The sequence below is a fragment of the Streptomyces sp. MAI_2237 genome, from assembly GCF_054189285.1.
The window spans coordinates 1,493,948-1,515,332 of record NZ_JAJPGQ010000009.1; the positions used below are offsets into that span (position 1 = coordinate 1,493,948).

General features: G+C 72.7%; 22 protein-coding genes and 1 tRNA gene. 7 read left to right on the forward strand and 16 right to left on the reverse strand.

Annotated features, from left to right (window positions below; genetic code table 11):
* Positions 1-4: 4 nt before the first annotated feature.
* The gene (locus LN251_RS42215; RefSeq protein WP_458249416.1) at positions 5-1,864 is read right to left on the reverse strand and encodes an ABC transporter ATP-binding protein; all 1,860 of its coding nucleotides are present in this window, start codon (positions 1,862-1,864) and stop codon (positions 5-7) included.
* A 125-nt stretch (positions 1,865-1,989) separates the two neighbouring features.
* On the opposite strand from LN251_RS42215, the gene LN251_RS42220 reads away from it, so the two are divergent.
* Entirely contained in the window at positions 1,990-2,307 is a 318-nt protein-coding gene (locus tag LN251_RS42220) for a hypothetical protein (protein ID WP_458249417.1), read from the forward strand.
* A gap of 159 nt (positions 2,308-2,466) precedes the next feature.
* Here the strand turns inward: LN251_RS42220 and LN251_RS42225 are convergent, their stop codons facing one another.
* The gene (locus tag LN251_RS42225) at positions 2,467-3,300 is read right to left on the reverse strand and encodes a helix-turn-helix transcriptional regulator (protein WP_458249418.1); all 834 of its coding nucleotides are present in this window, start codon (positions 3,298-3,300) and stop codon (positions 2,467-2,469) included.
* A 141-nt stretch (positions 3,301-3,441) separates the two neighbouring features.
* Between LN251_RS42225 and LN251_RS42230 the strand changes: the two genes are divergently transcribed.
* Positions 3,442-3,708: an Atu4866 domain-containing protein gene (locus tag LN251_RS42230; RefSeq protein WP_458249419.1), complete on the forward strand. Its 267-nt coding sequence runs from the start codon at positions 3,442-3,444 to the stop codon at positions 3,706-3,708.
* A complete protein-coding gene (locus LN251_RS42235; RefSeq protein WP_458249420.1) occupies positions 3,705-4,439 on the forward strand; it encodes an SDR family oxidoreductase in 735 nt (244 codons plus the stop codon). Before LN251_RS42230 ends, LN251_RS42235 begins: the two co-directional genes overlap by 4 nt.
* Positions 4,440-4,599: 160 nt before the next feature.
* On the opposite strand, the gene LN251_RS42240 is transcribed toward LN251_RS42235, so the two are convergent.
* Together LN251_RS42240 and LN251_RS42245 are read right to left on the reverse strand one after the other, a co-directional pair.
* Positions 4,600-4,673 (reverse strand) — tRNA-Pro (locus LN251_RS42240).
* Positions 4,674-4,792: 119 nt separating this feature from the next.
* Positions 4,793-6,244: an MFS transporter gene (locus tag LN251_RS42245; protein ID WP_458249421.1), complete on the reverse strand. Its 1,452-nt coding sequence runs from the start codon at positions 6,242-6,244 to the stop codon at positions 4,793-4,795.
* 226 nt (positions 6,245-6,470) lie between these two features.
* Here LN251_RS42245 and LN251_RS42250 point away from each other — a divergent pair, with 226 nt between their 5' ends.
* The gene (locus LN251_RS42250; RefSeq protein ID WP_458249422.1) at positions 6,471-7,055 is read left to right on the forward strand and encodes a TetR/AcrR family transcriptional regulator; all 585 of its coding nucleotides are present in this window, start codon (positions 6,471-6,473) and stop codon (positions 7,053-7,055) included.
* Between the two features lie 98 nt (positions 7,056-7,153).
* Positions 7,154-7,894, forward strand: a complete 741-nt coding sequence (locus LN251_RS42255; protein ID WP_458249423.1) for an MBL fold metallo-hydrolase — start codon at positions 7,154-7,156, stop codon at positions 7,892-7,894.
* 13 nt (positions 7,895-7,907) lie between these two features.
* Here LN251_RS42255 and LN251_RS42260 read toward each other — a convergent pair whose 3' ends face one another.
* The 10 genes from LN251_RS42260 to LN251_RS42305 form a co-directional block, all read right to left on the reverse strand.
* Positions 7,908-8,690 (reverse strand): alpha/beta fold hydrolase, encoded by a 783-nt coding sequence (locus LN251_RS42260; protein ID WP_458249424.1) that lies wholly within the window; start codon positions 8,688-8,690, stop codon positions 7,908-7,910.
* Positions 8,691-8,818: 128 nt separating this feature from the next.
* On the reverse strand, positions 8,819-10,144 hold the full coding sequence (locus tag LN251_RS42265) for an MFS transporter (RefSeq protein ID WP_458249425.1): 1,326 nt from the start codon (positions 10,142-10,144) through the stop codon (positions 8,819-8,821).
* A 117-nt stretch (positions 10,145-10,261) separates the two neighbouring features.
* Positions 10,262-11,212, reverse strand: coding sequence for a catechol 2,3-dioxygenase (locus LN251_RS42270; RefSeq protein ID WP_458249426.1), 951 nt, complete (start codon positions 11,210-11,212; stop codon positions 10,262-10,264).
* Complete coding sequence (locus tag LN251_RS42275; protein WP_458249427.1) at positions 11,209-12,318, reverse strand: 4-oxalomesaconate tautomerase; 1,110 nt, start codon at positions 12,316-12,318, stop codon at positions 11,209-11,211. Before LN251_RS42275 ends, LN251_RS42270 begins: the two co-directional genes overlap by 4 nt.
* The gene (locus tag LN251_RS42280) at positions 12,315-13,019 is read right to left on the reverse strand and encodes a 4-carboxy-4-hydroxy-2-oxoadipate aldolase/oxaloacetate decarboxylase (protein WP_458249428.1); all 705 of its coding nucleotides are present in this window, start codon (positions 13,017-13,019) and stop codon (positions 12,315-12,317) included. Before LN251_RS42280 ends, LN251_RS42275 begins: the two co-directional genes overlap by 4 nt.
* Positions 13,016-13,765, reverse strand: a complete 750-nt coding sequence (locus tag LN251_RS42285; RefSeq protein ID WP_458249429.1) for a PIG-L deacetylase family protein — start codon at positions 13,763-13,765, stop codon at positions 13,016-13,018. The genes LN251_RS42280 and LN251_RS42285 overlap by 4 nt, the downstream gene beginning before the upstream one ends.
* 61 nt (positions 13,766-13,826) lie before the next feature.
* Positions 13,827-14,477: a GntR family transcriptional regulator gene (locus tag LN251_RS42290; protein WP_458249430.1), complete on the reverse strand. Its 651-nt coding sequence runs from the start codon at positions 14,475-14,477 to the stop codon at positions 13,827-13,829.
* A 187-nt stretch (positions 14,478-14,664) separates the two neighbouring features.
* Positions 14,665-15,747, reverse strand: coding sequence for a maleylacetate reductase (locus tag LN251_RS42295; RefSeq protein WP_458249431.1), 1,083 nt, complete (start codon positions 15,745-15,747; stop codon positions 14,665-14,667).
* The gene (locus LN251_RS42300) at positions 15,744-16,610 is read right to left on the reverse strand and encodes an intradiol ring-cleavage dioxygenase (protein ID WP_458249432.1); all 867 of its coding nucleotides are present in this window, start codon (positions 16,608-16,610) and stop codon (positions 15,744-15,746) included. The genes LN251_RS42295 and LN251_RS42300 overlap by 4 nt, the downstream gene beginning before the upstream one ends.
* 27 nt (positions 16,611-16,637) lie before the next feature.
* A complete protein-coding gene (locus tag LN251_RS42305; protein ID WP_458249433.1) occupies positions 16,638-17,231 on the reverse strand; it encodes a hypothetical protein in 594 nt (197 codons plus the stop codon).
* Positions 17,232-18,170: 939 nt separating this feature from the next.
* Between LN251_RS42305 and LN251_RS42310 the strand changes: the two genes are divergently transcribed.
* Positions 18,171-18,515 (forward strand): cupin domain-containing protein, encoded by a 345-nt coding sequence (locus tag LN251_RS42310; protein WP_458249434.1) that lies wholly within the window; start codon positions 18,171-18,173, stop codon positions 18,513-18,515.
* Here LN251_RS42310 and LN251_RS42315 read toward each other — a convergent pair.
* On the reverse strand, positions 18,505-19,509 hold the full coding sequence (locus tag LN251_RS42315) for a LacI family DNA-binding transcriptional regulator (protein WP_458249435.1): 1,005 nt from the start codon (positions 19,507-19,509) through the stop codon (positions 18,505-18,507). The genes LN251_RS42310 and LN251_RS42315 overlap by 11 nt on opposite strands.
* Positions 19,510-19,631: 122 nt before the next feature.
* On the opposite strand from LN251_RS42315, the gene LN251_RS42320 reads away from it, so the two are divergent.
* Entirely contained in the window at positions 19,632-20,789 is a 1,158-nt protein-coding gene (locus tag LN251_RS42320) for a Gfo/Idh/MocA family protein (protein WP_458249436.1), read from the forward strand.
* Here LN251_RS42320 and LN251_RS42325 read toward each other — a convergent pair.
* Entirely contained in the window at positions 20,773-21,381 is a 609-nt protein-coding gene (locus LN251_RS42325) for a poly-gamma-glutamate hydrolase family protein (RefSeq protein ID WP_458249437.1), read from the reverse strand. The two genes, LN251_RS42320 and LN251_RS42325, sit on opposite strands and share 17 nt — an antisense overlap.
* Positions 21,382-21,385: the final 4 nt, after the last annotated feature.

The window sequence follows — 21,385 nt, forward strand, 5'->3', positions numbered from 1 at the left end:
GGGGTCAGTGCAGGTCGGCGCCGGCGACGCTGCCGGTGACCCGGCCGTCCGGCAGCGGGGCGTCCGCGGGCGCGTTGTCGTCGAGGAAGCCGCCCGACTGGTGCGACCACAGTTTCGCGTAGGCGCCCTCGGCCGCGAGCAGCTCCTGGTGCGTGCCCTGTTCGACGATCCGGCCGCGGTCGAGGACCACGAGCCGGTCCATGCCCGCGACCGTGCTCAGCCGGTGCGCCACCACCAGGGCCGTACGCCCCTCCATGAGCCGCCACAGCGCTTCCTGCACGAGGATCTCGCTCTCGGAGTCCAGCGCGCTGGTCGCCTCGTCGAGCAGCAGGATGGGCGCGTCGCGCAGGATCGCCCGGGCCAGGGCGACGCGTTGGCGCTGCCCGCCGGACAGTTTGATGCCGCGCTCGCCGACCATGGTGTCGAAGCCGTGCGGCAGCGCGTCGGCGAACTCCGTGACGTGCGCCGCCTCGGCCGCCCGGCGGATCTCGGCGTCGGTGGCGTCCGGCCGGGCGAAGGCGATGTTGTCGCGCAGGGTGCGGTGGAACATAGCCGGGTCCTGGGGGACGTAGGCGATGAGGCCGCGCAGGTCGGCCTGGCGCATCCGGCTGATGTCCTGGCCGCCGATGAGGATCCGGCCGCCGTCGATGTCCGTCATCCGCAGCAGCAGCCGGGTCAGGGTGGTCTTGCCCCCGCCGGACCGGCCGACGAGGCCGATCTTCGCGCCGCTGGGCACGGCCAGGTCGAGGCCGTCGAAGAGCGGCGCCCCTCCCCCGTGGGCGAAGGTCACCCGCTCGAAGCGGACGTCGGCGGGGCCGTCGCGCAGCGGCTCGGGGGCCGCCGGGTCGAGGACGGTCGACGGCACCAGCAGCAGCTCGGTGAACTGCGCCGCCTCCGTCATGGAGCTCTCCAGACGGCGATAGATCTGGTTGAAGTCGAACATGATCTTGGTGGCGTTGGCGTAGTAGGTGAAGGCGACCACGATCGCCTCCACCCCGTGCTCGCCGCCGCCGAGAGCGACGGCGAGCACCAGCCCGAGGACGTTGGTCAGCACGGACATCGGCGCGACCAGCGTGTCGATGCGGAGGTTGCCGTAGTCCCACGACCGCAGCATCAGGCGCCGCGAGTGCGCGACCCGCGAGCGGTGCTCGGCGGCCTCGCGCTCCTCGGCGGCGAACGCCCGGACCGTGTCCATGTTCATCAGGCTGTCGGCGACATGGCCCGACACCCGGGCGATCGCCTCCTCGCGCTGGTCGACGAGGGCCTGACGGCGCCGGATGAGCGGGGCCACCAGCAGGGCCGTCAGCGCGATCATCGCCAGCAGCCCGATCACGAGCAGCGGTTCGTAGCGCCACAGCACCACCGATCCGAAGAGCAACGGCACCAGGCTGCCCACGACGTTGAAGGTGAGGGTGTCGATGAAGTCCTCGAAGCGGGAGGCGAAGCTCAGCACCCGCTTGGTCAGCGATCCGGCGAAGTTGTCGTGGAAGAACGTGGCGTCCTTGGCGAACAGCTCGTCCATGCCCAGGACGTACAGCGCCTCGACGCCGAGGGCGTCGAGGCGGTTCAGGCAGTGCAGACCGATGCGCCACAGGCCCTCCGCCAGCAGCATGACGCCGGCGAAGCCGATGACGTACGGCAGGGTCGCGCCGAGACCGGCGCCGTCGCCGCCGGCGATGCGGGCGACGAGCTTGGCCACGATGAGCGGCGCGATGTAGTTGAGGCCGATGTTCCCGAGGGCCGGCAGCAGCATGGCGGGTGCCGTCAGCCGCCGTAACCGGGCCAGTTGTCGTCCGTAGTAGCGAAGTGCGAGGAGCGCGGAGCCCCTGCGCGGCGAACCCGCGCGTGCGTCAGCTGATCCCATCCCGATCCCGTCGTCGTACGGCGGTGGGCCTGCGCGTGGCGCGGCGAGGAACGTCGTTCGTGCGGGCGCCCTCGCACAGCTCGCGGCGACGCCCTCGCGCGAGTACGTGCAGGCCAGGAATGGGAGTGTCCCGCGAAGGCCCCCGCCCGGTCCACGCGTTTTCCGCCCGCGACGACGTCGCCGCGGCCGTCGGCCGTACCGCGGTGGGCGACGCGGTGGGCGACGCGGTGGGCGGCGTGGTGGAGACCGGCGGCCCCGAGGCCTTCCGGCTGGAGGGGTTCTTCCGCATGGGCCTCACCGCGCTGAACGACCCCCGCGAGATCGTCACGGACCCGCAGGCCCGCTACTGGGGCGCCGCGCTGCAGGAGGACACGCTGCTGCCGGGCCCGGGCGCGCACCTCGGCGCGACCCGCTTCGCCGACTGGCCGGCGCGGCAGAGCTGAGTCCGTGAGGGCCCTGGCCGGCGGGCGAGGGCCACGGGATCCCGGCCCATCGGATTGATCGAGCGGGATCCCGGCGTTCCGGGGCTTACTCAAAAAGGGTGTCCGGAAGCGAGCGTCGGCTGAGGCGCTTGCTCCGCAGACACCGGCCGTCTCTTCCGGCTACAGGGCGTCCTGATGCGAGGTGGCATGGATGGAGCCGAGCAGGTTGAGGGCCTGGGCGCTGGGGCTGCCGGGTTCGGCCTGGTAGATGACAAGTTGCTGGCCCGGAGCGTCGCATACGTCGAAGGACTGGTAGGTGAGCGTCAGGGGTCCGACGTCCGGGTGGAGGAAGTGCTTGGCGTCCTGGGTCTTGCCCCGCACGGCGTGGGTGTTCCACAAGCGGGTGAAGTCCGCGCTGTGCTCGCCGAGGGCGCGGACCAGTTCCCGCAGCCGTGGGTTGTCCGGGTCGAGGCCGGCCGCCTGACGCAGGTGGCTCACGGTGGCCTGCGCGGTGTGGCTCCACCGGGTGTAGAACTGCCGGCCGGCCGGGTCGAGGAAGGTCATGCGGGCCAGATTGTCCGCCCGTTCGAAGGGTGAGTGCAGGGCCTCGGCCAGGGCGTTGTCCGCCAAGATGTCCAAGGTCCGGTTGATGGCGAACGCCGGGGCGCCCGGGTAGCCGTCCATCAGCCGGCGAAGGGCCGGACTGACGCGGTCCGAGGTGTGAGTGAACCGGTTGCTCGGCGCTGCCCCGGCCAGCTGGTGCAGGTGTGCGTGGGCGTGGGGGTCCAGTCGCAGAGCGCGGCCGAGCGCGTCGAGTACCTGGGCCGAAGGGTGGCGCTCGCGCCCCTGTTCCAGACGGGTGTAGTAATCCGCGTTCACTCCGGCCAGGACCGCGACCTCTTCACGGCGCAGTCCGGTGACCCTGCGCACGCCGTAGCTCGCCATGCCGACGTCCTGCGGCCGTAGGCCCGCCCTGCGTGCGCGGAGGAACTCTCCCAGGTGGTTGTCGGTCATGTCCTCAGGCTAGGGCGCAGGTGCGGTGTGCTGCCTGGGTGCGGTGCACCCAGGCAGCACACGTCCTGGTCGGCGGTCTCCGACCTGTCAAGACTCGGTCGGGCAGGACCGACCGGCACTCGTGGACGAAGGGACTCCGTCATGAGAGGGAACACGGAGGAGGGCCCTGCCGACGTGGTCGGCATGTGGGTGACCGCGGACGGTCACATCCGCCAGGAGTTGCCGGCGGACGGCCGGTACGACGAGGCCCGCGGTGACCGGCGCAGCGCGTACACGGGCCGATACACGGTGTCCGGCAGCCACATCGACTACGTCGACGACTCCGGGTTCCACGCGACGGGCGACATCCGCGAAGGCGTGCTCCACCACGAGCACCTCGTGCTCCACCGAGAGGAAAAGCAGGCATGACAGACGCAGCCAAGGTCGTGGCAGTCACCGGAGCGAGCAGCGGGATCGGCGAGGCGACCGCCCGCCGACTTGCCACCGACGGCCACCGTTTGCTCCTCGGAGCGCGGCGCACGGATCGTCTCGATGCGCTGACCAGGGAGATCACCACCACAGGCGGCACCGCAGCGTTTCAGCGGCTGGACGTCACGGATGCCGATGATGTCCGGTCCTTCGTGTCCGCCGCCCGCGAGCGCTACGGCCGAGTGGACGTGGTGGTCAACAACGCCGGAGTGATGCCCCTCTCGCCGCTGGAAGCGCTGAAGACCGACGAGTGGGACCGCATGATCGACGTCAACGTGCGGGGAGTCCTGCACGGTATCGCCGCCGCCCTGCCCACGATGCGCGCTCAGGGCAGCGGACACTTCGTGAACATCGCCTCCGTCGGCGCATACGAGGTCTCTCCCACCGCCGCCGTCTACTGCGCCACCAAATTCGCCGTCCGCGCGATCTCCGAAGGACTGCGCCAGGAGTCCACCGGGAACATCCGGGTCACCCTCGTCTCCCCGGGCGTGACCGAGTCCGAACTCGCCGACGGCATCTCCGACCCGGCCGCCCGGGAGGCCATGACGACCTACCGCGCCGTGGCACTGCCCGCCTCGGCCATCGCGGAGGCCATTGCCTACGCCCTCTCCCAGCCTCCGCAGGTCGACGTCAACGAAATCGTCGTCCGTCCCGCCGCAAGCGCCCAATGACCCGCGGTTGCGCCACACGTGCTGCGAATGATCCGGCCCTCGCCTCCGGCGGATTCACCCCCGACGGCGGTCCGTGAGGACCCCGACCGGTGCGCTTCTCCCGCTCGTACGACGAAGGGGCCTTCACAGGCTGTCCGCCTGTGAAGGCCCCTTCGCACCGTCGGGACGACAGGATTTGAACCTGCGACCCCTTGACCCCCAGTCAAGTGCGCTACCAAGCTGCGCCACGTCCCGGTGCGCGCTTCGCGGTGGACCGCGTGATCGCGCAGGTCAACCTTACCGTACGGGTACCGGTGTGTGCGTCGGCCCGGCTGCGGGGGCCGGCCCGGTGGTCGCCGGGCCGGCCGGTCGCCTCAGCCGCGGGTGGCCGACGCCACGGCCTGCGGCTGTGCGGACGTCGGGTCGTCGCCCGCCCGCGTCGGGCCGGTCAGGCGTCCGGAGCGAGCCGCCGGGACCAGCAGCGCCGCCAGCGCCGCGGCCAGGCACAGCACCGCCAGCAGGGCGAAGCCGTGGGTGTAGCCGGACTCGTACGGCAGACCTGAGGGCTGGAGCCGGCCGGTGACCAGGACGCCGGTGAGCGCGGCGCCGATGGAGCCGCCGATGGTGCGGATGTTGGCGTTCATGCCGGTCGCGGCACCGGTCTGGTCGGCCGGGACGCTGCCGACGATGAGGTTGGCCATGGAGGCGAAGGCCAGGCCGATGCCGAGGCCGAACACACCCGACACGACGGCGACCTGCCACTGGGCGGCGTGCCAGAGGGCGAGGAGCCCCAGGGCGAGGGCGCCGAGCGCGGCACCCGTCGTCAGCAGCGGCTTCGCGCCGATCAGGGGCTCCAGGCGGCCGCTGAGGATGCCGGAGGCGAACATCGCGACGAGCATCGGGAGCATCAGCAGTCCGGAGGCGGTCACGCTCGCGCCGAAGCCGTATCCGGCGGATTCCGGGGTCTGGACGAAGCCCGGCAGGAAGGACCACAGGGCGTACATGCCGGCGCCGAACAGCAGGGCCGCGGTGTTGGTGGTCCACACCGCCGGCAGCCGCATCACGCGCAGGTCGATCAGCGGGGTGCGCGAGCGGGCCTCGGCCAGCAGCCACACCGTGAACAGGACGGCCGCGGCGGCGAACAGGCCGATCACCTTCCCCGAGCCCCAGCCCCACTTGGCCGCCTGGCTCAGCGGCAGCAGCAGCGCCACCAGCCACGCCGACAACAGGCCCGCGCCCAGCCAGCCGACGCTGCCCTCGGCGCGGTTGGCCGACTCGGGGACGTAGCGCAGGGCGATGAGCACGGTGGCGGCGACGACGCCGACGGGGATCCAGAACAGCCAGCGGTAGTCGAGCGCGGAGACGATCGGGCCGGCCGCGACGATGCCGACGCCGCCGCCCGCGGCGATCACCGCGGAGAGGTTGGAGATGCTGCCGGGGACCCTGGACGGGGCGAACTCGTCACGGATGATGCCGAAGGAGAGCGGGAACAGGGCGCCGCCGACGCCCTGCACGACCCGGGCGACGATCAGGACGCCGATGGTCGGGGCGAGCGCGGCGAGCAGGCAGCCGAGCAGCACGACGAACAGGACGGCGACGAGGGTGCGCTTCTTGCCGATCAGGTCGCCGACGCGGCCGAGTATCGGGGTGAACACGGAGGCGGACAGGAGATAGGCCGTCATCACCCAGGTCGCCGTGGACTGGGAGGTGTGCAGCGCGTGCTGGACCGTGGGCAGGGCAGGCGCGATCAGCGACTGCAGCATGGCGAACACACCGGCGCCGGTCGCGAGGACCGAGAAGGTGAGACGGGTGGACGTGCGGGGCATGAGGGGCCTCTCCGAACGGGGCGCGGCCTCGGGTCGCGGTCGTACGGGCCTGGAGCGCCGCTCGGGCGGCACGGGCACGCCGACGGCCGCGGTGAGCGGTCGCGGAAAGGTGGTGGACGCACCTCGCACTGCTAAAGTGGAGGTACGCCTCCACTCTAGCGGAGGCCCTCCTCCGCTTCAAGTAGCGGAGGCACTCCTCCGTATTGATCGTGCTCGGGAGGCATCCGTGACGTTCCCCATCGGCGAGATCGTGGCGTCCCGGCGGCCGCACCGGAAGGACGCCGCCCGCAACTACGACGCGCTGCTGACCGCGGCCCGCGAGGCCTTCGCGGCGCACGGCGCCGAGGCGTCCCTGGAGGACATCGCCCGCCGTGCGGGCGTGGGCATCGGCACGTTGTACCGGAACTTCCCGACCCGGCGCGATCTCTTCGAGAGCGTCTACGCGGACGAGGTCAACGAACTGGTCCGGGTCGCCCGGGAGGTCGGTGAACTGGAGCCCTGGGAGGCGCTGACGGCCTGGCTGCGGCGGTTCACCGGCTACATGGTGACCAAGCGAGCCGTGCGCGAGGCCCTGAACGACGAGTCGGAGATCTTCCAGGCCTGCCGGGACTCGATGTACGCGGCGGGCGGACCGCTGTTCGAGCGGGCGCAGGCGGCCGGTGAGGCCCGTAAGGACATGGACTTCACCGACCTGCTGCGGATGGTCGCCGGGATCACGGCGACGGCCTTCGACGACGACGCCCAGCGGGACCGGGTGCTGGCCATCGCGCTCGACGGGGTGCGGGGCAGGGGGCGGGGCGCGGGCGCCTAGGCGGTCGGTGCTGGACGCCATGAGCGAGTGGGGGTGGTTCGTGGCTGGTCGCGCAGTTCCCCGCGCCCCTCAAGGGGCGCCGGCGTAGGGTCCGTCGCATGCGACTCACCGTTCTCGGCGGCTGCGGGGCCTGGCCCACCGCGCGGCAGGCGTGCAGCGGCTATCTGGTCGAGCACGCGGGCTTCCGGCTGCTGATCGACCCCGGATACGCCACGCTGCCACGCCTGTTGACGCGTCTCGACGTGGGCGCGGTCGACGCGGTGCTCGTCAGCCACGGACACCCCGACCACTGCGCCGACCTCAACCCGCTGTTGCGGGCACGGGCGTTGCGGGACGATCCGGCGCCCCCGCTCGACGTGTACGCGCCGCACAAAGCGCTGGACGCCGTCCTCGCCCTCGACCGGCCGGGCATGCTGGCGCAGGCCCTGCGCCTGCACGAGTTCAGTCCGGGAGACCGCTTCGGCATCGGCCCGTTCACGGCGGACACCGTGCTGCTGCCGCACTTCGTGCCCAACGCCGGAATCCGGCTCACCACGCCCGACGGCGTGCTCGTCTACACCGGCGACACCGGTCCCAGCGCCGAGGTCCCGCGGCTGGCCCGGGGCGCGGACCTGCTGGTGTCGGAGGCTACCTATCCGCGCCGGGTGCCGGAGGAGGACGCCCGCTTCCTGCTCACCGCGGAGCTGGCCGGTCGGTACGCCCGACAGGCGGGCGCGGCAAGGCTGTTGCTGACCCATTTGTGGCCCGGCACCGATCGGGCGACGGCGCTGGAGGCGGCCAGGGAGGGTTTCAGCGGGCCCGTCGGCGTCGCCGTACCGGATCTGGTCGTCGACCTCTGAGCGGTCGCCCGGGTCAGACAGCGGCGACCGCTTCCGCGATCACGTCGGCGACCCGTGCCGGCTGCTGGACCAGCAGCATGTGCCCGGCGTCGGGCACCGTGACCGTGCGGACGTGCGGGCAGGCTTCCAGACCCTCCCGCTCGGCGTCGGTCAGGCCGATCTCGTCGTGGTCGCCCCGCACGACCCAGGCGGGTACGACCGCCTCGCACAGCCGGGCGACCAGTGAGGGGTGGCGGCCCAGGTACTCGTAGTAGGCGTGGACGATCCTGCGGCAGGCCGCGGGGTCGTTGCCGCGCATCGCCGCCGCCAGTACCTCCGCGCGCTCCTTGGGCAGTTCGCGTTTCATGGCGGTCGGCACGACCTTGAGCATCCCCGACCAGGCCACCGTGCCGAGGCCGGGCACCCGCCCGAGTGCGTCCATCACCGCCAGGAACGACGCCTCGTCCTTGCGCGAGAAGGTGGGCGACAGCAGCACCAGGGGGCCCTTGAACAGCCCGGCCGCCGCCATCTCCAGCGCCACGTTCGCGCCGAGGCTGTGGCCCACGACCACATCGCAACCGGTGTCGGTCGCGAAGCGTGCCATCAGCTCCGCGTAGTGCTCCATCGACACGTCCTCGGGCGCCTCTGTCCCGGCCATCCCGGGCTGCGTCACCGCCACCAGGCCCACGTCGGCGAGCACGGGCTCGGCCATGACGTCGGCGTAGAACTCGGTCGAGCACATCCCACCCGGAATCATCATCACCCGGTGCGCGGCCCCCTCGGGACCCGCACGCCGGACATCCCAACGGTCGCCCATACAACGAGCGTGACCCCACGCGCGGCACCTCGCATCCGCTGCCCCGGGAACGCCGGGCGCCGGCCCCGCGTCGTCGCGGGGCCGGCGCCCGTCCTCGTTCTGTCGGCCGACCGGGCGGGTGGCGTCGTTCAGTGCGCGGTGACCAGCTTCTGCTCGGTGTCGCTCGGCGCGGCCGTCCGCGGGGTGCGCAGGGCGGCGATGCCGATGAAGACCATGGAGGAGAGGCCGGCCAGGGCGAAGGCGGTGAAGCCCCACTCGCCGTTGCCCGCGGCCAGCAGCTGGCCGCCGAGCCATGGGCCGAAGACGGCGCCGAAGCGGCCCATGCCGGAGGTCCAGCCGACGGCGGTGGCGCGGTTGTCCGGGGTGGAGCGGATGGAGACGGTCGCGTAGATCATCGTCTGGGCGCTGTTGAGGAAGACGCCGGTGAGGAAGACGACCAGCGTGGTGACGCCCATCGACATGTGGACGCTGAGCAGGTAGACGCCGGCGGCCGTGAGCGCGAACCAGATCGCGGAGATGCGCGGGGCGCCGAACCGGTCGGCCGCGCGGCCGGCGACCAGCATGCCGACGATGCCGCCGAGGTTGAAGACGACGACGAAGGTCAGCGCGTTGGTGAGCTCGTAGCCCTGGGTGCGCATCAGGGTGGGCAGCCAGGTGGCGACGCCGTACACGAGGAGCAGTCCGCCGAAGGAGGCCAGCCAGTACAGCAGGGTCTGGACCCATTCGCCGCCGCGGAAGAGGCCGAGCAGCGCGTCCCAGCGGTCGGCGGCCGTCTTCCTGCCGGTCGTGGCGGGCAGCTCGACGTCGTAGCGAGCGGCGAGTGCGGCGGCCTCCTCGTCGCGGCCCTTGGCGCGCAGGAAGCTCAGCGACTCGGGCAGCAGCTTGACCAGCACCGGGGCGAAGAGCAGCGGGGCCACGCAGACCCAGAAGGCCGCCCGCCAGCCGACCGGCTCCACCAGCCACTTGGCCACGTAGGCCGAGAGGATGCCGCCCGCGTGGTGGGCCGTCATCAGCAGGCCGATGACGAGAGCGCCGCGGCCGCGGGGGGCGTAGTCAGAGACCATGCTGATCGCGGTCGGCAGCAGTCCGCCGAGACCGACTCCGGCCAGGGTCCGGCCGAGGCCGAAGACCGCGACACTGCCGGAGACCGCGCAGATGCCGGAGGCGAGCGAGAACAGCGTCACGCAGCCGATCATCAGCTTCTTGCGGCCGATCCGGTCCGCGACCGTGCCCGCGGTCAGCGCGCCGATCAGCATGCCGAAGGTGGCGTAGGAGCCGAGGTCGCCGGCCTGGTCCGGGGTGAGGCCGAAGGTCTTCGTCTCCAGCAGGTGCGGCAGCACGGAGCCGTAGATGAACATGTCGAGGCCGTCGAAGAGCACGGCAAGCCAGCACAGTCCGACGACCAGGAGGGCCAGTCTGCTGCCGCGGGCGGTTGGGGAGGGGGAGGAAGACATCGTTGGTTACCTCTCGTACGTGGTGCACCAGACGCTAAGGAGCCACCCCCAGAGAGTCAACACTTTTGTTAACAATCTCATCGACGATCTGGAGGTGGCTCCCGCCCGCGCTCCGGTTCAGGCGACCGGCGGCGTCCCGTGCGTGTGGAACGACTCGATGGTCTTCAGCCCCCAGGCCTGTCCTTTCTTGCGCTCCTCCTCGGTCCAGGTGATCAGCGGCCAGTCCGGGGCCAGGACGAGCCGGGTGAGCGGGTTGCACAGCTCGATGCGGTTGCCGCCCGGCTCGTAGACGTAGAGGAAGAACGTCTGCTGGATGGCGTGCTTGTGCGGGCCCGTCTCGATGAACACACCGCTGTCGACGGCGAGATCGGCGGCGCGCAGGATGTCCTCGCGGGTGTCGGTCGCGAAGGCGATGTGGTGCAGCCGCCCGGCCGAGCCGGTCCAGTCCTCGGTGTAGACGACGTCGTACGACTTGTTCGTGTACGTCAGCCAACGCGCCGCGACGCGGCCCGAGTCGAGCCGGATCTGCTCCGTGGGCCGGGCGCCGAGGAGGTGTTGCTGGAACTCGGCGTTGGCGAGCACGTCGGCGGCGAGGAAGTTGACGTGGTCCAGGCGGCGGACCCCGACTCCCTTGTTGGGCTTGGCCTGTGGCTGGTTCTTCAGCGCCGGCCGCAGTTCCCCGGGGGCCCGGTAGTGCTCGCTCTCCCAGTACAGGGCGTGCTCGTGGCCGTCCGGGTCGGTCGTCACGTACAGCTTGCCGAGGCCGGGTTCGTCCTCGGTCCAGGTGCCCGTGCCGCCCGCCTCCTCGATCGCCCTGACACGGCGGTGCAGGCCCTCCTCGCTGGAGGTGCGCAGGGCGAGCCGGCCGAGGCCGGGCCGCTCGCGGGCGGTGAGGACCAGGCTGTGGTGCTCGTAGTCGTCGAAGGTCCGCAGGTAGACCGTGTCGCCGTCCTGGCCGTTGACCGTGAGGCCGAGGTAGTCGGTGAAGAAGGCGACGCTGGCGTCCAGGTCGGGGGTGAAGAGCTGGGCGTGGCCGATGTGGGCGATGTCGCCGAGCGGCGGAGTCATCGTTGACCTCCATGGGGGTGCGGGGGGATCGGTGCCGTCTCGGCGGCCCGGGGGAACACGGTGCCGTCGAAGATCTTGCGGGCCGTGCGGACGACGGCGGTGCGGCGGGCGACGGGCAGGCCGTCGGCGCCCGTGGTGAGGCCGCTCTCGATGTCCGTGAAGCCCGTGGGGTGTTCGATGCGGACGCGGTCGCCGCCCCCGTCGAGCGCGGCGAGATCCGCGCCCACGCCGCCCTCGATCCGCAGGCCGGCGGCGACACCCGCGGCGCCCAGGACGCCGATCGAGGTGTGACAGCGGACCGGGATGAAGGTCCGGGTGGTCACCGCGCCGCCCTTGCGGGGCGGGGCCAGCAGCGTCAGCTTGGGCACGGTCGTGTCGGAGACGTCGCCGAGCCCCATCAGCCGGCCCGCCCGGAGGCGGATCGCGCGGAGCCGGTCGGCGAGCGCGAGGTTCTCCTCCAGGTCCTTGGGCGTCTCGTAGCCGGTGACGCCGAGCGAGGCGGCTTCGACGAGCACCGTGGGCATGCCGTTGTCCACGCAGGTGACGGGCACGCCGTCGATGACGTCGCGGACGGCGCCGGTAGGCAGCAACTTCCCTGCGCCGGGCGGGAATTCGACGACCACGGGCGCGGCCGTCCCGGGCACGCCCGAGATCTCGGCGTCCCCGGTGTAGTCGACGCGGCCGTGCGGGGTGGGGAAGGTGGCCGTCGCGCGGTCACCGGAGTTGACCATGCGGATGCGGACGGACGTCTCCTTCTCCCCCGCCGGGACCAGTCCGCGCTCCACGGCGAACGGGCCGACGCCGGCGAGGATGTTGCCACAGTTCTGACGGTCGCTCACCTCGGGCCGCTCGACGTCGATTTGGAGGAAGAGGTAGTCGACGTCGGCGTCCGGGTCGGCGGAGGGCGAGATCACGGCCACCTTGCTGGTGAGCGGGTGGGCGCCGCCCAGCCCGTCGATCTGCCGTTCGTCCGGGCTGCCCATGACGCGCAGCAGGAGTTCGTCGCGGGCTGCCGGGTCGGCGGGCAGGTCCTCGGCCAGGAAGTAGGCGCCCTTGGAGGTGCCGCCGCGCATCAGCATGCAGCGCACCTCCGCGGGCCCGGTCACGAGCCGTCTCCCGCGTACTCCTCGTACGTCCGGTACTCGACGCCCAGGCGCTTGAGGGTGTCCCTCAACCCGTAGCGGTCGAGGCCGAGTTGGCCGTCGAGGAAGGCGGCACGGGTGGCGGCCTCCTTGGCCTCGCGGGCCGCGGACCGCTCGGCCGCCTCGCGGGCGCGCTCGCGCGGGACGACCACGACGCCGTCGTCGTCGGCGAGGATCACGTCGCCGGGGCGGATGACCTGGCCGTCGACGGCGATCGGCACGTTGACCGAGCCGCCGGTGGCCTTCACGGTGCCCTGCGCGGAGACGGCGCGAGACCAGGCGGCGAAGCCCATGTCCCGCAGTTCCTGGGTGTCGCGGATGCCGGTGTTGAGGACGACACCGCGTACGCCGCGCTGCTTCAGCGCCGTCGCGAACAGTTCGCCGAACAGTCCGTCCGTGCACGGGGAGGTGGTGGTGACGACGAGGACGTCGCCCTCGCCGCACTGCTCCACGGCCGCGTGGATCATGAGGTTGTCGCCGGGCCAGCTCAGCACGGTGACGGCGGTGCCTGCGACGCGTACGCCCTGCTGGACGGGGCGGATCTCCGGGCCGAGCAGGCCGGTGCGGCCCATCGCCTCGCTCACGGTGGCCACACCGTAGCCGGCCAGCGCCTCGACGTCCTCGGCCTGCGCCTTGGGCGGGTTGGTGACGATGACGCCGCTCACGCCAGCTCCTTCGCGATCTGCGGGTAGGGGCGCATGTACGCCTCGGCCATGGTCTTGTGGGCCAGGCCCAGGTTGGGGCCGGCGTTGCGCTTGAGCTGGACGCCGCGGCGGACGGCGAGGTCGGTGTAGTAGTCCCACAGGTGCTGCTGGGCGCCGAGGCACTCCATCGCCCTGCGCTTGGTGTCCCAGACCTCGGTGATGTCGAGGAGGACCTCGGGCCTGAAGCCGCTCATCTCGGGCTGGTGCGGCTCGAAGTAGAACACCGGCGGGGCGCCGATGATCTCGCCCTCGCCCGGGTAGCCGATGGCCTGCGCGAGGACGCGGGCCTCCAGGGCCATGCGGTGGGCGGCCGGGTGGTCGCCGTTGTACGGGTCCTCGGCCGGGTGGGTGAGCACCACGTCGGGCTGGGTGGCGCGGTAGAGGGCGACGAGCCGGTCGGTCAACTCGGCGGTGGCGACGAGCGGGTAGTCGCCGGCGTCGAAGAAGCGGACCTCGGCGCCGAGGGTGGCGGCGGCCTTCTCCGCCTCCTCCCGGCGTATCGCCTTGATCTCCTCCAGCTTCCTGCCCTCGCGCCAGGCCTTGGCGGACTCGCCGCGCTCGCCGAAGGTGAGGCAGGCGATGGTGATCTTCTCCCCCCGGGAGGCGGCCAGGGCGATGGCGCCGCCCGCCCGCCACACGAAGTCCCCGGCGTGCGCGGTGACCACGAGGGTGGACCGTGGGGTGGCGGGCGCGTTGGCCTGAGTCATTGCTGCTATCTCCTTGTCGGACAGGTGGGCGCCCGCCTCCCCCGCGTCCGGCGCGCGTACGTCAGTCGCGCAACGCCTCGATGACGCTGGTGAGGTGGGCGCGGACGGCCGCCTCGGCCGCCTGCGGGTCCCTGGTCCTGATCGCCTCGATCATCGCCAGGTGCTCGTTCAGGGAGTGCTGCGGGCGTCCCGGCCTGAGCGCCAACTGGAAGCGATGGCGCACCAGTTGGGCGTTGAGCCGCTCCAGCAGGTCCACGGCGGTGCGCTGGCCGGAGAACTCGCGCACCTTGGCGTGCAGTTCCTGGTTGAGCTCGGAGTAGGTCACCGGCTCACCGTCGGCCACGGCCTTGGTCATCGCCGTGCCCAGCTCGGTCAGCTCGGCGAGCTGCTCGTCGCTCGCCAGGGTGGCCGCCTTCGCCGCGCACAGCCCTTCGAGGACCATGCGGCACTCGGTGATGGCGACCGCCTCCTCGACGGTCACCACCCGCACCCGCGAGCCGCGGTTGCGGATCCGCTCGACGAGGCCCTGGGCCTCCAGATCGATGAGTGCCGCCCGGATGCTCGCCCGTGTCACACCGAACTGCTCGGCGAGTTCGTTCTCCACCAGCCGCTGCGCCGGTGCCATCTCGCCGTGCAGGATCGCCTGCCGCAGCTGCGCGAGCGCATGCTGCTTGGCCTGCTCTCCGGTGCTCGGACGGGCTTCTTTCGGCATCGTTGCCCTCCCTGAGTGAGTGCCTGTCGAACCTAAATCTAGCCAGACAAGATTGTCAACAATTTTGTCCGCCGTATTGCGGGCGCAGTCGGCACCACATCGGGGGCGCAGGGCGAGGTCATCGCCGAGCGTCCCGGGGCGTGCTCGCGGTGGGGGCCGGACGCCGTCGTCGATCGCGGCCGTCGGCTCAGGCCCCGGGGAACTCCGGCTCGGCACCCTCGTACGCCGCCCGCAGCACGGCGAGCGCGCCGTCGGTGGTGATCGCGCGGGGGTTGGCGTAGGCCTGGCCCGCGGTCTGTGCGGCGGCCACCGTCAAGTCGGCTTCGTCGAGGCCGAGTTCGGCGAGGGTGCGCGGGGCGCCGAGGCGTCCGGCCAGGGACCGCAGGGCGCGGGGGGCGTCGTGGGTGTCCAGGGCGCGGGCCACGGCGGCGGCCGCGTCCGGGACCGCGGGGGCGTTGTAGGCGAGGGCGTAGGGCAGGACGACCGTGTGGGTCTCGGCGTGCGGCAGGCCGAAGGTGCCGCCGAGGACGTGGCAGAGCTTGTGGTGCAGGCCCATGGTGGTGGCGCCGAGGCAGGAGCCGCACAGCCAGGCGCCGTACAGGGCGCGCCCGCGGGCCTCCAGGGAGTCCGGGGCCTCGGCAACCGCGGGCAGGGCGGCCGCCATGGCCCGTATCCCCTCCTCGGCCATCAGCGCGGTCAGTGGTGAGCCGTCGGGGGCGTACAGGGCCTCGACGGCGTGGGCGATGGCGTTGACGCCGCTGGTGACGGAGAGCGGTACCGGCAGGGAGAGGGTGAGTTCGGGGTCGTAGACGACACTGCGCGGCAGGACGGCGGGGTCGCGGCCGGTGCGCTTGGCGCCGTGCTCGGTCAGGCCCCACACCGGGGTCATCTCCGAGCCGGAGTAGGTGGAGGGCACGGCGATCAGCGGCAGGCCGGTGCGCAGCGCGACGGCCTTGCCGAGGCCGATCGACGAGCCGCCGCCGACCGCGACCAGGCCGTCCGCGCCGGCCGCGCGGGCCACCTCCACGGCCCGGTCGGCGACCTCGACGGGCACGTGCATACGGGCGCCGTCGTGCAGGCCCACGCACGCGGGGCCCAGCGAGTCGGCGACCGCCCGGGCGGTGGCCGTACCGCGGCTGCCACAGACGACGAGCAGGCGGCGCAGGCCGAGTGCGGCGGCCTCCCCGGCGGTCGCGTTCGTGGCGGCGCCGGGCCGGAACACGACCCGGGCCTGCCGGGACTCGTGCGTGAAGTCGAGGGCGTCCTTCACGATCGTTCCAGTACGAGGTCGAAGCGGGCGTGCCGGAAGGGGTTCGGGAGGCCGAACTCCCGTGCCAGGGAAGGGTCGTCGGTGAGTGCGAAGTCCTGCACCAGGCTCGGTTTGACGGCGAACACCGCGTCCGAGTCGAGGTAGTCGCTGCCCGCGACGAAGATGTGCGTGGTGACCGGCGCGTGCCCGTCCGCCGAGGCGATGAAGTGGATGTGGGCCGGTCGGTAGGGGTGACGGCCGGTCGCCCGGAGCAGGTCCCCGACGGGCCCGTCGGTGGGGATCGGGTACGGGCTGGGCACACAGGTGCGGAACCGGAAGCGGCCCTCGGCGTCGGCCGTGAACAGTCCGCGGCCGTTGCCCGGCGGCTGCAGGTCGGGGCGCTGGACGTCGTAGAAGCCGTTGCCGTCGGCCTGCCACACGTCGATCACCGCGCCCGGCAGGGGGGTTCCGTCACCGGACACGACGCGGCCGCTGACCACGCAGGGCTCGCCGCCGCCCACCAGGTCGATGTTCGCGCCGAGTTGACGCGCCGGGGACTCGGTCATGTGGAACGGGCCGAGGACCGTCGACTCGGTGGCGCCCGGCGCGCGGTCGCCGTTGATCGTCTCCACCAGCATCGACAGGCCGAGCACGTCGGACAGGAGGATGAACTCCTGCCGGGTGTCCGTGCAGGTCTGCCCGGTCGCGGTCAGGAACGCGATCGCCCGCTCCCATTCCTCCTGGGTCAGCCGGGTCTCGCGCGCGAAGGCGTGCAGATGCCGGATCAGGCCGGTGAGCAGCTCACGCAGGCGCGGGTCGGCGGTGCCGGCCAGGCTGTTCACCGCCTCGTCCGTGACGGTGGTGCTCGTGGCGTCGGTGGTCATCTGTCGCTTCCTTCCCCGGTGAGCCGGTCAGCCGAACCAGACGACGAGCCGTACCTGCTCGTCGCCGTGCCGGCCCGCGAGCTCCCGCATCGCGCTCCACACCTGTGCCCAGCATCCCTCGTCCGGCGGGGCGAGCATCCGCGCGGTGAGCGTCACGGGCCGGTACACCGCGTCGCCCACCCGCACCTGGCCCCCGGGCGGCCACTCGGGCGGCGCGAGCAGCAGGTCCCCGCCGAAGGTGCGCGCGGCTGCCTCCCGCAGGCCGGGCGTCACCCGTACGACCTCCTCGCCCTCCGGCGCCGCCCTGATCGCCCGGTTCCAGGCGAGGCCGGCGGCGAGGGGCGCGTCCCAGTCGGCCGTGGCGACCTCGGTCCAGGTGGCGTAGGTGTGATTGTGCTGGTAGTCGCCGACGGCGGCCTCCCGCACGGGATCGCTGACGTCGTGGGGCAGGCCCCGGTCGGCGAAGAGCGGGCGGTCGACGTCTCCCGTCCCGCGCACGCCGAACAGGCACTCCCAGGCGTCGTAGTCCCGCGGCGGCCGGAAGTCCAGCAGATCCGCCTCGATGTACCAACGCCCGTCGGCCGAGCGGCTTTCGATGGCGCCGTCGATGTCCGTTCCCACGGGACGAGACCCTACGACAGTCCGGGCGCGCGTATGCGGTGATCGAGTAGGCCGGTACCTGATGATCGCACCGGCGGAAGCACAACGACACAGACCGGCGCACCGCCTTGCGGCCGGGCGCCGGGGGTGGGGCGGCGGATGCCGGGGGTGGGGCAGATGCCGGGGGGCGCCGGCGGCGGGACGGGCCGGGTGTCATGGGCGGGCCGGGCGTCGGGGGCGGGCTGGGTGTCGGGGCGGACCGGGTGCCGGGCGGGCCGAGCGTCACCGGCGGGGTGGGCGTCGGGGGCGGAGGCAGGTATGCCGTCGGAGAGCGCCGGGGGGCGGGGCGCGAGTGGCACCAGGGGCGTCGACGGCTATGCAGGAGGTCGGGGCGGGCGGAGCGCCGGGGGCGGGGCGCCATGCGCGGAGGTCAGGGACGGGCCGAGCACCGGAGGTCCAGGCGCAGGCCGGGCGCTGGGCGTCAGGGGAAGGCCGGGCGCTGGGTGTCGAAGGCCGAGCGCCGGAGGTCGGGACGGGCCGAGGACTACCCAGAGGGCGGAGGTCGGGGTCGAGCCGAGCGCCGGAGGCCGAGGGCGAGCCACGGGGCGGAGGTTGGGATCGAGCTGAGCGACGGAGACCCAGGGGCAGGCCGGGCACCGGGCGTCAAGGCCAAGCCAGGCGCTGAGCGTCGAAGGCGGGCCGGGCGCCGGACGTCCAGGGCGGACCGAGGGCCGGAGGTCAGGGCGCCCCGAGGGCCGAGGCGCGCGGGGGCGGACCGTGGCGCAGGCGCCCGGGACGGGCCGGCCCTTGCGGCCCGGGAGCCATGCCACCGCGGCCCAGGAGCCGCGCCCCCGCGGCCCGGCGGTCGTGCCCGGTCGCGACGAAGTGTCCTCTCAGCTGGGCCGATCCCCCACACTCTGTCCAGGCCCGGCGGGCCGCCGCCCTGGCTACGCTCGGCCCATGACCCACAGCTTCGCAGTGCACGTCCCCGACGCCGAGCTCGAGCCCGAGCCGCTCGACCCGGGACAGATCGTCTCCGGTGCGCCCGAGGTGACCGGGAAGGTCCTCTGGGAGTCGGCGGACGGCCGGCAGATCCGCGGGATCTGGCAGATCACGCCGGGCGTCGTCACCGACACCGAGGCGGACGAGCTGTTCGTCGTGGTCAGCGGGTCGGCCACCGTCGAGGTGGAGGGCGGGCCGACGCTGGAGGTCGGGCCCGGCGACATGGCGGTGCTGCGCGCGGGCGACCGTACGACGTGGACGGTGCACGAGACGCTGCGCAAGGCCTACGCCATCACGCTGTGAGCGGCGCGGCCGTCGTGCCGCGGATCTCCAACGCCGGTGCGGCCAGGTGGAGTCGGCCCGCTCCCCCGGGCCGCTCGAAGCGGTCCAGGAGGCAGCGGGCGGCTCGGCGGCCGACCTCGTGGCCGACGCCGTCAACCGTGGTCAGCCAAACGTGGCGGAGCCGGCTGATACTCGTGTTGTCATAGCCCACGACGGACACGTCGTGCGGGACGCGCAGGCCGAGTTCCTCGGCCGCCGAGAGCGCGCCGACCGAGGCGATGTCGTTCACGGCGAACACGGCGGTGGGCCGCCCCGGCCTGCTGAGCAGCCGGACCGTGGTGCGGTAGCCGCCCTCCTCCGTCATGTCGCTCGGCTCCACCATCGCCAGGTCCGCGAGACCGTGCTCGCGCATGGCTGCCTCGAAGCTGCGCCGGCGCAGCTCGCCGACGGCGCCGTAGCCCGCGATGTGCGCGATGCGGCGGTGGCCGAGGCCGATGAGGTGCTCGGTGACCAGCCGCGCGCCGAGTTCGTCGTCGCCCGCGACGACGTCCACACCCGCCGGTGCCGCCTCGCGGGCGCCCGCGACGACGACCGGGATGCGTTCGGCGACGGCGCCGAGCGCGGCGAGGTCGGGCAGCGTGCCGACGACCACGAGCCCGTCGACCCCGAGGTCCAGGAAGGGGCCCGTGAGGTCCTGGCCGGTGCGCCGGTTGAGGCGGGCGTCGGCCAGCAGCATGTGCAGACCGGCCGCGTGCAGCAGCGAGTTGAGGCCGTCGAGGAGTTCGACGAACCAGGGGTTGCGCAGGTCGTCCAGGAGCACGCCGACCGTGCGGGTGCGCTGTTCGCTGAGGCTGCGCGCGGCGGCGTTCGGCCGGTAGCCGAGCTCCCGTACCGCCCGCAGCACGGCCTCCCGCTTCTCGGGCCGCACCTGCTCGGAGCCGCGCAGCACGAGCGAGACCAGCGACTTGGAGACACCGGCCTGTACGGCCACGTCGCGGATCGTCGGCGGTTTCATGTTGTGGACCGTTCCATGAGCCGCTCGGGCTTGTCAAAGGGGTGGATGAGGGTTGACACCGGCGGAAGCGCCCCTTCAGTGTGGCCTGGACAGGTTGTGGACCGGTCCAAAGAGGGGTTGTCATGGTGGATTCGCTGGGTGTCGCCGTCGTCGGGTTCGGCTGGATGGGCCGGGTGCACACCCAGGCGTACGCCCGCGTCCCGCACCACTACCCGAGCCTGGGCCTGCGCCCGCGGCTGGTCACGGTCGCCGAGGACGTGCCCGGCCGGGCCGAGGAGGCCGCCGCGCAGTTCGGCTTCGACTCCGCCACCCGCGCCTGGCGCGAGGTCGCCCGGGACCCGCGGGTGCGGGCCGTCTCCATCACCGCCCCGAACTTCCTGCACCGTGAGATCGGCGTGGCCATGGCTGAGGCCGGCAAGCACATCTGGATCGAGAAGCCGGTCGGCCTGAGCGCGGCGGACGCCCGGGCCGTGGCCGACGCGGTGGCGCGGGCGGGGGTGCAGGGTGCGGTCGGCTTCAACTACCGCAACGCCCCCGCCGTGGAGGCCGCCCGCGAGCTGATCGCCTCGGACGAGCTCGGCACGGTCACCCACGTCCGCGTCCGCCTCTTCAGCGACTACGCCGCCCACCCCGAGGGCGCCCTGACCTGGCGGTACGAGAAGGAACGAGGCGGCAGCGGGGTCCTGGGCGACCTGGCCTCGCACGGCGCCGACCTGGCCCGTTTCCTGCTCGGTGACATCGAGTCGCTGACGGCGGACACGGCCGTGTTCATCCCGGAGCGGGCCCGGCCCACCGGCGCCACCGCCGGTCACACCCGGGCCACCGGCGGCGAGATGGGCCAGGTCGAGAACGAGGACTACGTCAACTGCCTGCTGCGCTTCGCCTCCGGCGCCCGCGGAGTGCTGGAAGCCTGCCGGGTCTCGGTCGGCGAGCAGAACAACTACGGTTTCGAGGTGCACGGCACCAGGGGCGCGGTGTTCTGGGACTTCCGGCGCATGAACGAGCTGGGCGTCAGCCGCGGCGCCACCTTCCAGGACCAGCCCGTCAGCACCGTCTACGTCGGCCCGGGCGCCGGCGAGTACGGCGTCTTCCAGCCCGGCGCCGCCAACGCCATGGGCTACGACGACCTGAAGGTGATCGAGGCCCACCGCTTCCTGCGCTCGATCGCGGAGGGCAGGCCGTACGGGGCCACGCTCCCGGACGCCGTGCGCAGCGCCGCCGTACTGGAGGCGATGACCGAGTCGGCGGAGAGCGGCGCCTGGGTCAGCGTCCCGGCATAGCCGCCAGGGACGCCACACCTTTCGCCAGGGCGTCGACGACGGCGCGCGGTGGGGTGTCCGGGACTCCCGGCGCCCAGGCCCGCCCGCCGGTCCGGGCCGTGAGCGGGAGTTCGACCTGGACACCGCCGCGACGGGTCATGTTGACCGGGTTCCTGGGGTGCAGGCCGCGCAGGGCCACGGGGATCTCGTCGAGGTCGATGACCGGGTCGAACTCCGGCCGCAGGGCGTCGAGTCCACCGGCGAGCAGAAGCGCCGCCGGCCGGTTGCCGCCGCCGACGAAGACCGAGCGGGGTGTCGCGGTCCGGTTGTGTCCGTGCAGGGAGACCGTGAGCTCCACCCGGGTCAGGAACTCCCGCAGCAGCGCGCAGTGTTCGACCGCCATCCGCGGGGAGCGCACGTGCACCGGCTCGGGCACGCCCGGCTGGGTGAAGACCAGGCTGGTGGCGCCGCACAACTCGGCGACCGACCACGCCAGTTCGGCCGTACCGCCCTCGTTGCTGCCGTGCAGCGCCAGCAGTCCGATGCCGTCGCCCGGGGTCAGGGCGGCGAGCATGCGGACGCCCTCGATCTCGATCTCTTCCGTCCTCGTCACTCCC